Origin of the sequence: Aeromicrobium fastidiosum (genome assembly GCF_017876595.1) — a bacterium.
Lineage (GTDB): Bacteria > Actinomycetota > Actinomycetes > Propionibacteriales > Nocardioidaceae > Aeromicrobium > Aeromicrobium fastidiosum.
The window spans coordinates 3838526-3852896 of sequence record NZ_JAGIOG010000001.1 but is presented as its reverse complement, the minus strand read 5'-3'; the positions used below and the strand labels follow the sequence as shown (position 1 = coordinate 3852896).

General features: G+C 70.7%; 13 protein-coding genes. 12 read left to right on the top strand and 1 reads right to left on the bottom strand.

What is annotated here, in order from left to right; all coding sequences use genetic code 11:
• Positions 1-10 precede the first annotated feature (10 nt).
• The 10 genes from iolC to JOF40_RS20300 all read left to right on the top strand — a co-directional run bounded on the left by iolC (position 11) and on the right by JOF40_RS20300 (position 11354).
• Complete coding sequence (gene iolC / locus JOF40_RS19155; protein WP_129183400.1) at positions 11-934, top strand: 5-dehydro-2-deoxygluconokinase; 924 nt, start codon at positions 11-13, stop codon at positions 932-934.
• Complete coding sequence (locus tag JOF40_RS19150) at positions 934-1827, top strand: Cgl0159 family (beta/alpha)8-fold protein (RefSeq protein ID WP_129182820.1); 894 nt, start codon at positions 934-936, stop codon at positions 1825-1827. The genes iolC and JOF40_RS19150 overlap by 1 nt, the downstream gene beginning before the upstream one ends.
• Positions 1824-2693, top strand: a complete 870-nt coding sequence (iolB, locus tag JOF40_RS19145) for a 5-deoxy-glucuronate isomerase (RefSeq protein ID WP_129182818.1) — start codon at positions 1824-1826, stop codon at positions 2691-2693. Before JOF40_RS19150 ends, iolB begins: the two co-directional genes overlap by 4 nt.
• On the top strand, positions 2690-4645 hold the full coding sequence (gene iolD / locus JOF40_RS19140) for a 3D-(3,5/4)-trihydroxycyclohexane-1,2-dione acylhydrolase (decyclizing) (RefSeq protein WP_129182816.1): 1956 nt from the start codon (positions 2690-2692) through the stop codon (positions 4643-4645). The genes iolB and iolD overlap by 4 nt, the downstream gene beginning before the upstream one ends.
• The gene (locus JOF40_RS19135; RefSeq protein ID WP_129182814.1) at positions 4642-6138 is read left to right on the top strand and encodes a CoA-acylating methylmalonate-semialdehyde dehydrogenase; all 1497 of its coding nucleotides are present in this window, start codon (positions 4642-4644) and stop codon (positions 6136-6138) included. Before iolD ends, JOF40_RS19135 begins: the two co-directional genes overlap by 4 nt.
• A 48-nt stretch (positions 6139-6186) precedes the next feature.
• Positions 6187-7149: a sugar ABC transporter substrate-binding protein gene (locus JOF40_RS19130; protein ID WP_129182812.1), complete on the top strand. Its 963-nt coding sequence runs from the start codon at positions 6187-6189 to the stop codon at positions 7147-7149.
• A 128-nt stretch (positions 7150-7277) separates the two neighbouring features.
• The gene (locus JOF40_RS19125; RefSeq protein ID WP_129182810.1) at positions 7278-8312 is read left to right on the top strand and encodes an ABC transporter permease; all 1035 of its coding nucleotides are present in this window, start codon (positions 7278-7280) and stop codon (positions 8310-8312) included.
• Complete coding sequence (locus JOF40_RS19120) at positions 8309-9184, top strand: ATP-binding cassette domain-containing protein (protein ID WP_129182808.1); 876 nt, start codon at positions 8309-8311, stop codon at positions 9182-9184. Before JOF40_RS19125 ends, JOF40_RS19120 begins: the two co-directional genes overlap by 4 nt.
• A complete protein-coding gene (locus JOF40_RS20305) occupies positions 9181-10368 on the top strand; it encodes a Gfo/Idh/MocA family protein (protein WP_246152825.1) in 1188 nt (395 codons plus the stop codon). The genes JOF40_RS19120 and JOF40_RS20305 overlap by 4 nt, the downstream gene beginning before the upstream one ends.
• Complete coding sequence (locus JOF40_RS20300) at positions 10365-11354, top strand: Gfo/Idh/MocA family oxidoreductase (protein ID WP_129182806.1); 990 nt, start codon at positions 10365-10367, stop codon at positions 11352-11354. The genes JOF40_RS20305 and JOF40_RS20300 overlap by 4 nt, the downstream gene beginning before the upstream one ends.
• A gap of 30 nt (positions 11355-11384) precedes the next feature.
• On the opposite strand, the gene JOF40_RS19105 is transcribed toward JOF40_RS20300, so the two are convergent.
• The gene (locus tag JOF40_RS19105; protein ID WP_209674714.1) at positions 11385-12392 is read right to left on the bottom strand and encodes a LacI family DNA-binding transcriptional regulator; all 1008 of its coding nucleotides are present in this window, start codon (positions 12390-12392) and stop codon (positions 11385-11387) included.
• Positions 12393-12494: 102 nt separating this feature from the next.
• Here JOF40_RS19105 and JOF40_RS19100 point away from each other — a divergent pair, with 102 nt between their 5' ends.
• Positions 12495-13502: a Gfo/Idh/MocA family oxidoreductase gene (locus JOF40_RS19100; RefSeq protein WP_129182804.1), complete on the top strand. Its 1008-nt coding sequence runs from the start codon at positions 12495-12497 to the stop codon at positions 13500-13502.
• Positions 13499-14314, top strand: coding sequence for a TIM barrel protein (locus JOF40_RS19095; RefSeq protein WP_129182802.1), 816 nt, complete (start codon positions 13499-13501; stop codon positions 14312-14314). The genes JOF40_RS19100 and JOF40_RS19095 overlap by 4 nt, the downstream gene beginning before the upstream one ends.
• Positions 14315-14371 lie beyond the last annotated feature (57 nt).

Sequence of the window (14371 nt, the reverse complement as noted above, 5' to 3'; positions counted from 1 at the left end):
GCTCATCACGATGGGACGTGTCGGCGTCGACATCTACCCCGAGCAGATCGGTGTCGGTCTCGAGGACGTCTCGTCGTTCGGCAAGTTCCTCGGCGGCAGCGCGACCAACGTCGCCGTCGCGGCCGCCCGCCTGGGCCGCCGTTCGGCGGTCATCACCCGGACGGGCGACGACCCGTTCGGACGCTTCATCCACGCCGAGCTGACGGGCTTCGGCGTCGACGACCAGTACGTCACGTCGGTGCCCGGTGTGCCGACCCCCGTCGTGTTCTGCGAGATCTACCCTCCCGACGACTTCCCGCTGTACTTCTACCGCGGCCCGAAGGCCCCCGATCTGCACATCAGCCCCGACGAGCTCGACTACGACGCGATCCGTGCGGCCGACGTCTTCTGGGTCACCGTGACGGGCCTGTCGCAGGAGCCCAGCCGCGAGGCGCACCTCGCGGCGCTCGAGGCCCGTCGTGGCCATGGCACGACCGTCATCGACCTCGACTACCGCCCGATGTTCTGGGAGTCGCCCGAGGCCGCGACCGCCGAGATCGCGAAGGCGCTGCCGTTCGCGACCGTTGCGGTCGGCAACCGCGAGGAGTGCCAGGTCGCGATCGGCGAGACCGATCCGCAGGCCGCCGCCAAGGCGCTGCAGGCCGCCGGCATCGAGCTCGCGATCGTCAAGCAGGGCCCGGCCGGCGTGCTGGGCGTGCGCGGCGACGAGTCCGTCGTCGTCCCGCCCGTGCCGGTCGACGTCGTCAACGGCCTCGGGGCGGGGGACGCCTTCGGCGGCTCGCTCGTGCACGGCCTGCTGAGCGGCTGGGACCTCACCCGCATGCTCTCGTTCTCCAACGCTGCCGGTGCCTTCGTGGCCGGTCAGCTGTCGTGCGCCGACGCGATGCCCACCGTCGACCAGCTCGACACCGTTCTCGCAGAAGGCAGGGTCTGATGACCACCGTCACGTCCAGCGACATCGCCTCGATCGTCGCGACCCGCGTCGAGCACCCCGAGCGCATCGCCGAGCTCGCCGCGTCGCGCACGCAGCCGACGGGCCTGGTCGGTCAGACCGGACGCCTGATGCTGATCGCGTGCGACCACCCCGCCCGCGGCGCGCTCCGCGCCGGCGACGACGCCCTCGCGATGGGCGATCGCCGGCAGGTGCTCGACCGCATGGTGCGGGCGCTGGCACGTCCCGGCGTCGACGGCGTGCTTGGCACGGCCGACATCATCGAGGACCTCCTGATCCTCGGTGCCCTCGAGGGCAAGGTTGTCATCGGCTCGATGAACCGCGGCGGCCTCGCCGGCACGGCCTTCGAGATGGACGACCGGTTCACGGGCTACGACGCCGAGTCGATCGCCGACGCCGGCTACCAGGGCGGCAAGATGCTGTTCCGCATCGACCCGCAGGACCGCTCGACGGTCGACACGATGCAGGCCTGCGCCGACGCCACGGCCGATCTCGCCGATCACGGCCTGATGTCGATGGTCGAGCCGTTCATCTCCTACCGCGACGAGTCGGGGCGCATCCGCAACGATCTGTCGACCGAGGCCGTCGTGCGCTCGGCGACCGTCGCCGCGGGCCTGGCGCCCACCTCGGCGCACACGTGGCTCAAGCTGCCGGTCATCGACGACATGGAGCCGGTCCTGGCCGCCACGGCGCTGCCGGTGCTCCTGCTGGGTGGCGAGGTCGCCGCCGACCAGGACGCGCAGTTCGCCGCGTGGTCGAAGGCTCTGGCCGGCCCGTCGGTGCGCGGCATGGTCGTCGGACGCTCGCTGCTGTTCCCGCCCGGCGGCGACGTCGAGGCGGCCGTCGACGCGACCGTGGAGATGATGACCGCGTGAGCTCGAAGTACGTCATCCGGTCGGGCGAGGGGGCCTCAGGGCCGTTCGCGCTCGAGATCACCCCGGACAGCGCCGGCTGGGGCTACAGCGGCCTGCGCGTCCTGGTGCTCGCACCGGGTCGGTCCGAGCAGATCCACACCGGCGACACCGAGGTCGTGGTGCTGTCGTTGAGCGGGTCCGCCGAGGTGGCCGTCGACGGCCACACCTTCACGCTCGGCGGACGCGCCAACGTCTTCGCCGGCCCCAGCGACGTCGTCTACGCGCCGCGCGACGCGACACTGACGGTCACGAGCGCTGACGGTGGACGGTTCGCGCTGGCGTCGGCGAAGTGCGCCAACCGCCTCGAGCCCGCCTACCTCCCGCACGCCGACGTGCCGGTCGAGATGCGGGGCGCGGGCCAGTCGAGCCGGCAGGTCAACAACTTCGGCATCCCGGGGGTGCTCGAGGCCGACCGCATCATCGCGTGCGAGGTGCTGACGCCCGGCGGCAACTGGTCGTCGTACCCGCCGCACAAGCACGACGAGGAGCGCGAGGGGGAGACCCGCCTCGAGGAGATCTACTACTTCGAGGTGGCCGACGGGCCCGCGGGCTCGGGGATCGGCTTCCAGCGGGTGTACGGTCACGACGACGCCGACATCGACGTCGCGGCGGAGGTGCGCACCGGCGACGCCGTGCTCATCCCGCACGGCTGGCACGGACCGTCGATCGCGGCACCGGGCTACGACCTCTACTACCTCAACGTCATGGCCGGTCCGGGCGACGAGCGCGCCTGGCTGATCTGCGACGACCCCACCCACACCTGGATCCGCGAGACATGGGCCGACCAAGCCGTGGATCCACGACTCCCGTTCGGAGGGCACGCATGACCGTCCTCACCGTCGCCCAGGCGACCGTCCGCTTCCTCGAGGCCCAGTACACCGAGCGGGACGGCGTCGCGCGTCCGTTCTTCGCCGGCTGCTGGGGCATCTTCGGCCACGGCAACGTCGCCGGCGTCGGCCAGGCGCTGCTCGAGCGCGAGCTCTCCGATGATCCGTCGCACCTGCGCTTCTTCCACGGCCGCAACGAGCAGTCGATGGTGCACGCCGCCGTCGCCTACGCCCGTCAGCGTGACCGCCTCGCCGCGATGGCCGTCACGGCGTCGGTCGGCCCCGGTGCCACCAACATGGTCACGGGTGCCGCGCTGGCCACGATCAACCGCCTGCCGGTGCTGCTGCTGCCCGGCGACACCTTCGCCACCCGGGTCGCGAGCCCCGTGCTGCAGGAGCTCGAGAACACCCAGCAGGGCGACATCTCGGTCAACGACATCTTCCGGCCCGTCTCGGTCCACTTCGACCGCGTCAACCGGCCCGAGCAGCTGGCCTCGGCGCTGCTGCACGCGACCCGCATCCTGACCGATCCGGCCGAGACCGGTGCCGTCACCCTGGCGCTGCCGCAGGACGTCCAGGCCGAGTCGTACGACTTCCCCGACGGGCTGTTCGCCCGCCGCGTCTGGCACGTCGCACGTCCCGTCCCCGAGCCGGCGGCGCTGGCCCGTGCGGTCGCAGCGATCCGCTCCGCCCGCAAGCCGCTCATCGTGGCCGGCGGCGGTGTCACCTACTCCGGGGCCAACGACGCGCTGCTGGCCTTCGTCGAGGCGACCGGCATCCCCGTGGGGGAGTCGCAGGCCGGCAAGGGCGCGCTGCCCTACGACCACCCGCAGTCGGTCGGCGCGATCGGTGCCACCGGCACGACCGCCGCCAACGCGCTGGCCGCCGAGGCGGACGTCGTGATCGGCATCGGCACGCGCTACAGCGACTTCACGACGGCGTCGCGCACGGTGTTTGCGGACGCTGACGTCCGGTTCGTCAACCTCAACGTCTCGGCGTTCGACACCCACAAGCACTCCGCGACGGGCCTCGTCGCCGACGCCCGCGAGGGGCTGACGGCGCTCACCGCCGCGCTCGACGGCTGGACCGCCGACCCCGCGCACACCGAGCGAGCGACGGCCCTGGCCGCCGAATGGGACGCGATCGTCCAGCGGGCCTACGACGGCGAGGGCGCTCCCGTCGTCGCCGAGGGGCTCGCGATCCAGTCGCAGGTCATCGGGGCCGTCAACGAGCTCTCCGACCCCCGCGACGTCGTGCTGTGCGCGGCGGGCTCGATGCCCGGAGACCTGCACAAGCTGTGGCGCACCCGCGACCGCAAGGGCTACCACGTCGAGTACGGCTTCAGCTGCATGGGATACGAGATCGCCGGCGGTCTCGGCGTCAAGATGGCGGCGCTCGACCAGGCCGAGGCCGGTGACGACGCCGACCGCGACGTCTTCGTGATGGTCGGCGACGGCTCCTACCTGATGATGAACACCGAGCTCGTCACGGCCGTGGCCGAGGGCGTCAAGGTCATCGTCGTGCTGGTGCAGAACCACGGCTACGCCTCGATCGGCGCGCTGTCGCAGTCGCTCGGCTCGCAGCGGTTCGGCACCGCATACCGCTACCGCTCCGCCGACGGCCGGCTCGACGGCGACAAGCTGCCGGTCGACCTGGCGGCCAACGCCGCGAGCCTCGGGGCCGACGTGCTGGCCGTCGCTGGCATCGAGGAGTTCCGGGCCGCGGTGCTCAAGGCCAAGGCGTCGACGCGCACGACCGTCATCCACGTCGAGACCGATCCGCTGGTGCCGGCGCCCGACAGCCCCGCCTGGTGGGACGTGCCGGTCTCCGAGGTGTCCGTCCTCGAGTCCACACAACAGGCCCGCCTCGCCTACGACGACCACAAGACCCGCCAGCGTCCGTACCTGACGCCGGCCTCCCACACGACTGCACTGCCAAAGGACCACTCATGACCCAGTACGACCACTACGTCGACGGCTCGCCGTTCACCGGCGAGAGCGACCGCTTCGGCGACGTCTACGACCCGGCCCGCGGCATCGCGAAGTCGCAGGTGCGTCTCGCGACGGCCGCCGACGTCGACGCCGTCGTGGCCTCGTCGGCCAAGGCCTTCGAGACCTGGAGCGAGACGTCGGTGACGGCGCGCTCGCGCATCATGTTCGACTTCCGCCAGCTGCTCGTCGAGCACGAGGACGAGCTCGCCGCGATCATCAGCTCCGAGCACGGCAAGACGATCGACGACGCCAAGGGAGAGGTCGTCCGGGGCCGCGAGGTCGTCGAGTTCGCCGCGGGCATCCCGCAGCTGCTCAAGGGCGAGTACTCCGACAGCGTCTCGGGCAGCGTCGACTCGCACACGTTCCGCCAGCCCATCGGCGTGGTCGCCGGCATCACGCCCTTCAACTTCCCGATCATGGTGCCGCTGTGGATGCACCCCGTCGCGATCGCGTGCGGCAACACCTTCGTGCTCAAGCCGTCCGAGCGCGTCCCCGGTGCGTCCGACCTGGTCGCCCGCCTCTACACCAAGGCCGGGTTGCCCGACGGCGTCTTCAACGTCGTGCACGGCGACAAGGTCGCGGTCGACGCGATCCTCGAGCACCCCGACGTCGCCGGCGTCTCGTTCGTCGGCTCGACCCCGATCGCCAAGTACGTGCACGAGAACGCGAGCCGCACCGGCAAGCGCGTGCAGGCCCTCGGCGGTGCCAAGAACCACGCCGTCGTGATGCCCGACGCCGACCTCGACTTCGCCGCCGACCACATCGTGGCCGCTGGCTACGGCTCTGCTGGCCAGCGCTGCATGGCCATCTCGGCCGTCGTCGCCGTCGGCCCGACCGCCGACACCCTCGTCGAGAAGATCCGCGAGCGGTCGACCGACCTCACGGTCAGCGTCGGCACCGATCCGGACGCCGAGATGGGCCCGGTCGTGACCCAGGCGTCGCGTGACCGGATCGTCGACTACATCGGCCAGGGCGAGGCGGCCGGTGCCACGGTCGTCGTCGACGGCCGCGACCTGGTGGTCGACGACTACGAGGAGGGCTTCTTCGTGGGCCCCTCGTTGCTCGACCAGGTCACCCCTGACATGTCGGTCTACACCGACGAGATCTTCGGACCCGTGCTCACCGTGCTGCGGGTTCCGACGCTGGATGCCGCGATCGAGCTCATCAACTCGAACCCGTACGGCAACGGCACAGCAGTGTTCACTTCCTCGGGTGAGGTGGCACGGACTTTCCAGCGGAAGGTCCATGTGGGCATGATCGGCATCAACGTGCCGGTCCCCGTCCCCATGGCGTTCCACTCCTTCGGGGGCTGGAAGGACTCACTGTTCGGCGACCACCACATCCATGGTCCCGAAGGCGTGAGGTTCTACACGCAGGCGAAGGTCGTCACCACCCGGTGGCCCCACGTCAGCGAGGAATCGCTCGCTCAGCTCAACTTCCCGACGGCTCACTAGCCCTACCGTTTCGTCGAGAACAAACCCACGAGAACAGGAACACTCCACATGAAGAAGATCAAGATCGTCGGTGCGATCCTCGCCGCCGGCACCCTGCTCGCCGCATGCAGCGGCACGGGCAGCGACAGCGGCACGGCCGACACGGCCAAGAAGGACTACACCTACGCCGTCATCACGCACGGCGCGCCCGGCGACGCGTTCTGGGACCGGGTCAAGTCCGGTGCCGAGCAGGCTGGCGACGACTACGGCGTCAAGGTCGAGTACAGCTCGGACGCCGACCCGGCCAAGCAGTCCCAGCTCATCGACGGCGCGGTCGCCGACAAGGTCGACGGCATCGTCGTCTCGATGGCCAACCCCGACGGCATCGAGGCCAGCGTCAAGAAGGCCGTCGCGGCCGGCGTCCCGGTCATCACGATCAACTCCGGTGTCGACAAGTTCAAGGACTTCGGCGCCATCACGCACATCGGTCAGACCGAGACGATCGCCGGACAGGCCGTGGGCGAGAAGCTCAAGGCCGCCGGCTCCAAGAACGCCATCTGCGTCATCCAGGAGGCTGGCAACGTGGGTCTCGAGGAGCGCTGCAAGGCCGTCGCCGAGACGATGGGCGGCAAGGTCGAGAACCTGCAGGTCGACGGCACGGACGACAACGCCGTCTCGGCCACGATCACCTCGAAGCTGCAGGCTGACACCAGCATCGACACCGTCGTGACGCTGGGCGGCCAGTACGCGATCGACGCCGTCTCGGCGGTCAAGGACTCCGGCAGCAAGGCCAAGGTCGCCACGTTCGACCTGTCCGAGGACGTCATCAAGGACATCCAGGCCGGCACGATCCTGTTCGCCGTCGACCAGCAGCCCTACGTCCAGGGATTCCTCGGCGTGACGGGTCTGTACCTCAAGTCGATCAACGGCAACGACATCGGTGGAGGGCAGCCCATCAACTCCGGCCCCGCCTTCATCACCAAGGAGAACGCCGACGCCGTCCTGAAGTACGCCGCGAACGGCACCCGCTGACCTGATCCGCGGGGGCCCGGAGCGATCCGGGCCCCCGGGGCTCACCGTCCGCAGCTCGATCCACACAGCACCTCTTCTGCACAGCACCTCATCCCACAGCTCTTCAGCCCACCCAGGGAGCACCCACCATGACCACAGCAACCGTGACGGACGAGCGCATCGCGCGCACGTCGACCGTCACCAAGCTCTTGAAACGACCGGAGATCGGCGCGCTCGTCGCAGCCATCGTGATCTTCGTGTTCTTTGCCGCCACCACGAGCGTGTTCGCGACCGCTCCCGGAGCCAGCACGTGGCTCCGCGGTGCCTCGACGATCGGCATCATGGCCGTCGCCGTCGCGCTGCTCATGATCGGTGGAGAGTTCGATCTCTCGGCCGGTGCCATGACGGGCTTCACGGGCCTCGTCGTCGGCGTGCTGACGACCGAGTACGGCCTCAACATCTGGGCCGCGATCCTCGTGTCACTCGCACTGGCGCTGCTGGTCGGGTTCATCAACGGGGTGCTCGTCATGAAGACGGGGCTACCGAGCTTCATCGTCACCCTGGGCACGTTCTTCGTCCTGCAGGGCATCGACCTCGCGGGCACCAAGGCGCTGATCGGCCAGGTCGCGATCCAGGGCATGTCGAGCGTCCCCTACTACGACTCGGCCAAGAAGGTCTTCGGCTCCGCGGCCGACATCGGTGGCGGGCTCGTGTACGCCTCGGTCTTCTGGTGGCTCGCCGTCACGGTCCTCGCCACCTGGATCCTGCTGCGCACGCGCACCGGCAACTGGATCTTCTCGGTCGGCGGCCAGCAGACCGCTGCCCGGCAGATCGGCGTCCCGGTCTTCAAGACCAAGGTCGGCCTGTTCATGACGACCGCAGGAGCCGGCTGGCTCGTCGGCATGCTGCTGCTGTTCACGACGTCGACAGTCCAGAGCAACACGGGCGTCGGCCAGGAGTTCATCTACATCATCTGCGCCGTCGTCGGAGGCTGCCTCATGACCGGCGGCTACGGCTCGGCGATCGGTGCCGCCCTCGGCGCGCTGATCTACGGCATGGTCAACCAGGGCATCGTCTACTCGGGCTGGGACAACAACTGGCTCAAGGCCTTCCTGGGAGTCATGCTCCTGGGCGCGGTGCTCCTCAACGAGTGGGTTCGCAAGCGAGCGGAGACGGCACGATGAGCGACAAGACGACAGACTCGGCGACCAACGTCGCGGCCCCCGCCGCGGCCGGCACGGCCGTGATCGAGGTCAGGGACATCGGCAAGCGCTACGGCAACATCATCGCCCTGAGCGACGTGTCGACGTCGGTGCGCGCGGGTGAGGTCACCTGCGTGCTGGGCGACAACGGTGCCGGCAAGTCGACGTTCATCAAGATCCTCGCGGGTGCCCACGAGCACAGCGACGGTCAGCTGCTGATCGACGGCGAGGCCACGACCCTCTCGAGCCCGCGTGCGGCGCTCGAGCTGGGCATCGCGACGGTCTACCAGGACCTCGCGGTCGTCCCGCTCATGCCGGTGTGGCGCAACTTCTTCCTCGGCAGTGAGATCACGAAGGGCTTCGGCCCGTTCAAGAAGCTCGACGTCGACGAGATGAAGCGCATCACCAAGGACGAGCTCGCGGCGATGGGCATCGACCTGCGCGACGTCGAGCAGCCCATCGGGACGCTCTCGGGCGGTGAGCGGCAGTGCGTCGCGATCGCGCGGGCGGTCTACTTCGGTGCCCGCGTGCTGATCCTCGACGAGCCCACCGCGGCCCTCGGCGTCAAGCAGTCCGGCGTCGTGCTCAAGTACATCGCCAAGGCCCGCGACCGCGGTCTCGGCGTCGTGTTCATCACCCACAACCCGCACCACGCGTATCCCGTGGGAGACCGGTTCATGCTGCTGCGTCGCGGCAAGAGCATGGGTGACTTCCCGAAGGCCGAGATGACCCTCGAGGAGCTGACGTCGATGATGGCCGGCGGCGCCGAGCTGGAGTCGCTCGCGCACGAGCTGGAGAAGACCATGGGTGCCGACTCCGAGATCGCGCAGACGTTGAAGGCCGACGTCACGTGAGCTCCCGCACTGGGACTGGCGCTCCCGCGCTCCGCGTCGGGATCGTCGGCTTCGGCTGGATGGGACAGGTGCACGCCCGTGCCCTGTCCCGTCTGGTGCAGCACTACCCCGACGCGCCGCTCGCGCCGCGGCTGGTCGCGGTGGCCGACAACGCCCCGGACGACCGCACGCAGCGGGCGGCTGCCGCGTACGGGTTCGAGCACGTCGTGAGCGACTGGCGCGAGCTCGTCACGCACGACGAGGTCGACCTGGTGTGCGTGACCGGCCCCAACTTCATCCACCGCGACGTCGCCGTCGCGGCGGCCGAGGCGGGCAAGCACCTGTGGGTCGAGAAGCCCGCCGGACGCAACGCCGCTGAGACCGCCGAGATCGTCGCAGCCGTCGAGGCGGCGGGCGTGCAGGCGGCGACGGGCTTCAACTACCGCAACGTGCCCGCCGTGGAGCGTGCCCGCGAGATCGTCGCCTCGGGACGCATCGGCATGGTCGAGCACACCGTCGTCCGCTTCTTGGCCGACTACTCGGCCGATCCGGACGCCGCCCTGTCGTGGCGCTTCCGGAACGAGTTCTCGGGCTCGGGCGTGCTCGGCGACCTGGTCAGCCACGCGGCCGACCTCGTCCAGCACGTCGTCGCCCCGATCACCGAGCTGGTCGTCGACCGCGCGACGTTCATCCCGCAGCGGCGTGCTGCCCTGCCCGGCGCGATGCACTACGAGAAGGGGGCCGGCGAGCTCGGCGACGTCGAGAACGAGGACTACGTCAACGCGCTGCTCCGCCTGGCCGACGGCTCGCGGGGCATCCTCGAGTCGAGCCGGACGGCCGTGGGCGAGCAGAACACGTACGGCTTCGAGGTGCACGGCACGGCCGGCGCCGTGCAGTGGGACTTCAGGCGCATGAACGAGCTGCGCGTCTCGAGCGTCGACGCCTCGGCGGGCCAGCCCTACCTGAACAGCTTCTACACGACCGAGTACGCCGGTCCGGGAGACGGCGAGCTCGCTGCCTTCCAGCCCGGCACCAACAACCCGATCGGCTTCGACGACCTCAAGGTCGTCGAGGCGCTCCGCCTCGTCGAGTCGATCACGGGCGGCAAGCCCGTCGGTGCGACGATCCACGACGCGCTGGCGGCAGCCACGGTGCTGGACGCCATGATCGAGTCCTCCAACGAACGAAAGTGGGTCACGCTGTGAGCCTTCGCGTAGGTGTCATCGGTGCGGGTGCCATGGGTGCCGATCACATCCGGACCATCTCGAGGAGCGTGCCGTCGGCCCGCGTCTCGGCGGTGTACGACTTCAACACCGACACGGCCCGGGCGGCAGCCTCGCCGGTGGGTGCCGACGTCGTCAGCTCGGCCGAGCAGCTCATCGACTCGACGTCGGTCGACGCGGTCATCATCGCCTCGCCCGACCGCACGCACGCCGACCTGGTGCGCGCGTGCCTCGCGGCGGGCAAGCAGGTCCTGTGCGAGAAGCCCTTGGCCGTCACGGCCGACGAGGCCTACGGGGTCGTCGAGGCCGAGGTGGTCGGCGGACGCCGGCTGCTGCAGGTCGGCTTCATGCGCCGGTACGACCCGGGCTTCGTGGCGCTCAAGCGCACGATCACGGACGGAACGGTCGGCGACGTGCGGCTCGTCCACGCGATCCACCGCAATGCGTCCAGCAGCACCAGCACCGACGACGCCGGGCTCATCACGGGATCGATGATCCACGAGCTCGACACGATCCCGTGGCTGCTCGACGACGAGATCACCGGCATCCGGGTCGAGTCGCCGGTCGTCGACGGATTCCGCGACCCGCAGCTCGCGACGATCTGGACGAAGGGCGGTGTCATGGTCATGGCGGAGGTCTTCGTCAACGCCGGCTACGGCTACGACGTCCGCTGCGAGGTCGTCGGCTCGCGGGGCACCGCCTCGCTGGCACCGGCCGAGGCCGTCAGCACCCGGGTGGCCGGGGTCGACGGCGTCCCTGTGCGCGACGACTTCGTGGCCCACTTCGCCGACGCCTATCGCATCGAGCTGTCGACGTGGGCCGACGAGGCCCTCGCGGGTGCCACGACGGGTCCGTCGGCGTGGGACGGCTACGTCGCCAACGCCGTCGCCGAGGCGGGAGTGGCCTCGCTGGCCTCCGGCGCGCGCGAGCCCGTCACGCTGCGCGAGCGGCCGTCGCTCTACGCCTGAGCCATGCCCCGGTCCCGTCCCCCTGGATGATCAGCGGGCGGGGCCGGTCGTGCTGCGGGCCACGAGGTGCGGTGCCAGCACGACCTCGCGTGCGTCGCCGCCGGCCAGCAGGTCGAGCGCGCCGTCGACGGCCGTCTCGGCCATCTCGGTGGCGTTCTGCGAGATCGTCGACATCTGCGCGTGTGGTCCGATCGCGAGCCGCGAGTCGTCGTAGCCGATGACCGAGACGTCGTCGGGGACGTCGAGGCGTCGCCGCACCAGCAGGTCGATCGCCCCGGCCGCGCTGCGGTCGTTGAACGCGACGACCCCCGTGGGCGGCCCGGGGGAGTCGAGCAGCGCGGCCATGCAGCGGGCACCGTCGTGCTCGGTGGGTCCGCCGGCGACGACGCGCCCCTCGACCCCGTGGCGCTCGACCGCGACGGTGAAGCCGTGCCGGCGGTCGTCGGCTCCGGGTGCCGTCCCACCGTCGACGTGCGCGAGGCTGCGGTGGCCCAGCGACACCAGGTGGTCGACGGCGAGTCCGACGCCGGCGGCGTCGTCGCTGTGCACCGACGAGACCCCGTCGGCGCTGCTGCGGCGCGCGACCAGCAGCAGGGGGACGCGGTGGGCCGTCGCGGCGAGAGTGTCGTCGGCGAGCGTCGAGCCGAGCAGGACGGCGACCTCACACCGCTCCCGCAGCAGCGCCTGCAGGGCGACGTCCTCGCCCCGGCTGGGTGCCACGGCGCTGATCGCCAGGTCGTACCCGCGCGCGGCGGCCGCGGTGTACAGGTGCTCGACGAGGTCGCCGTGGAAGGCCTGCTGGAGGTCGAAGGTGACACCGATGAGCCTCGAGCTCGACTGGCGCAGCTTGCGCGCACGCTCGTCCCGGACGTAGCCCATGTCGTCGGCGATCGCTCGCACGCGCTCGCGGGTCGCGTCGCTGGCACCGGGCACCCCGCGCATGACGATCGAGACGAGCGCGGTCGAGACCCCGGCCTCGCGGGCGACGTCGGCGAGCGTGGGGCGCGACGCCGGGGGCCGTCGGATGCGCTCGGTCACGCAGGGCCCCCTTCGCGGTCGGTGTCGGGCCGGCGTGTTGACGGCGCTCGTGCGGCACTCTATCGTCTTCTTTCTAGAACGTTCTAGTCCCGAAGGATCTCCATGCCCGTCCCACCTGTCCGCATCGGCCTGATCGGTGCCGGCCGCATCGGTGCCTCGCACGCCACCGTCATCGCCCGCAGGGTGCCCGAGGCCACGCTCACGGTCGTCGCCGACCCCCGTCCGGGCGCGGCGTCCGAGCTCGCGGAGCCGCTCGGTGCGCGGGGTGAGACGTCCGTCGAGGCGCTGCTCGCGTCCGACGACGTCGACGCCGTCGTGATCGCCGCGTCGTCGGTCGCCCACGCCGAGCTGATCACCGCTGCCGCCGAGGCCGGCAAGCACGTCTTCAGCGAGAAGCCGGCTGGCATGAGCCTGGCCGAGATCTCCGCTGCCCGGTCAGCGGCGGCCGCGGCGGGCGTGGCATTGCAGGTCGGGTTCAACCGCCGCTTCGCCCGCGAGTTCGTCGAGGCGCACGAGGCGATCGTCGCGGGCCGGCTCGGCGCGGTCCGCCAGCTGCGCTCGCTGACGCGCGACCCGGGCCGCGGGCCGTCCGACCCCGACGTCGTGCCGCCGTGGACGATCTTCACGCAGACCCTGATCCACGACTTCGACACGCTCAACTGGCTCAACCCCGGAGCGCAGGCCATCGACGTCGTCGCGACGGCCGACTCGCTGACGTCGCCGGGCCACCCGACGCTGCTCGACCACGCCACCGTCGTCATCCGCTACGACAACGGGGCCATCGCGACGGCCGAGGCGAGCTTCGCGGCGACGTACGGCTACGACGTGCGTGGCGAGGTGCTGGGATCCGAGGGCATGGTCACGATGGGCGAGGGCGCCCGGTCGTCCCTGCGCGTGCACGACGCCGCGGGTCGCGTGGCCGCGACGTCGCACAGCGACACCGAGCTGCTGATCGACGCCTACACGGGCGAGCTCGCCGAGTTCGCGCTCGCGGTGCAGCAGGGGCGCGCGCCGTCGGTCACGGGCGACGACGCCTTCGCGGCGTTCGCGATCGCCCAGGCCTGCATCGACTCGATGACGTCAGGCGCTCGGGCGGGGGTCGCACGATGACCGTCGACCTCGGGCCCCTTCCCGGCAGCTTCTATCTGGCCGTCTGCTCCGAGATGGTCTACACCGACCTGCCGCATCTCGAGCGGGTCGAACGCATCCACGCGGCGGGATTCGCAGCCGAGATCTGGGACTGGACGGGCAAGGACGCCGCCGCGCTCGTCGCGACCGGTGCCCGGTTCACGTCGATGACGGGTTACGTCAGCGGTGACCTCATCACGGACGACGGTGCCGATGAGCTGCTGCGGACGGCCGAGCAGTCGATCCCGTTCGCGCAGGCGATCGGGTGCCCGTCGCTCAACCTGCACGGCACGGGACTGGGGGAGGGCGGCATCCCCGTCCGTCCGGTCGAGGTCGTGACGGGCGAGATGTGGCTCGCCGCGGCGCGCACCCTGTCGCGCATCGCCGAGCTGGGTGCCCGGCACGGCGTGACGTTCGTGCTCGAGAACCTCAACACCGAGGTCGACCATCCCGGCACGCCGTTCGCGCGGGCCGCCGACACGCTCGCGCTGGTCGCGGCGGTCGACAGCCCGCACCTGAAGATGAACCTCGACCTCTACCACGCGCAGATCGGCGAGGGGAATCTCGTCGACCTGATCTGGCGGGCCGCTCCGCACATCGGCGAGGTGCAGGTCGCGGACGTCCCGGGACGCTGCGAGCCCGGCACGGGCGAGGTCAGGTGGCCGTTCGTGGCCCAGGCGCTGGCCGATGCGGGCTACGACGGGGTCGTGGCGATGGAGGCCTTCGCGATCGACCCGTCGGTCGAGGGCAGCGACCGGGCCCTCGAGGCCTTCCGCGCCGCCTTCACCCTCTGACCCCCGCTCGCGAGTCACTCCGTCACCGGTCGCGAGTCACTCCGTCGCATGACGCAG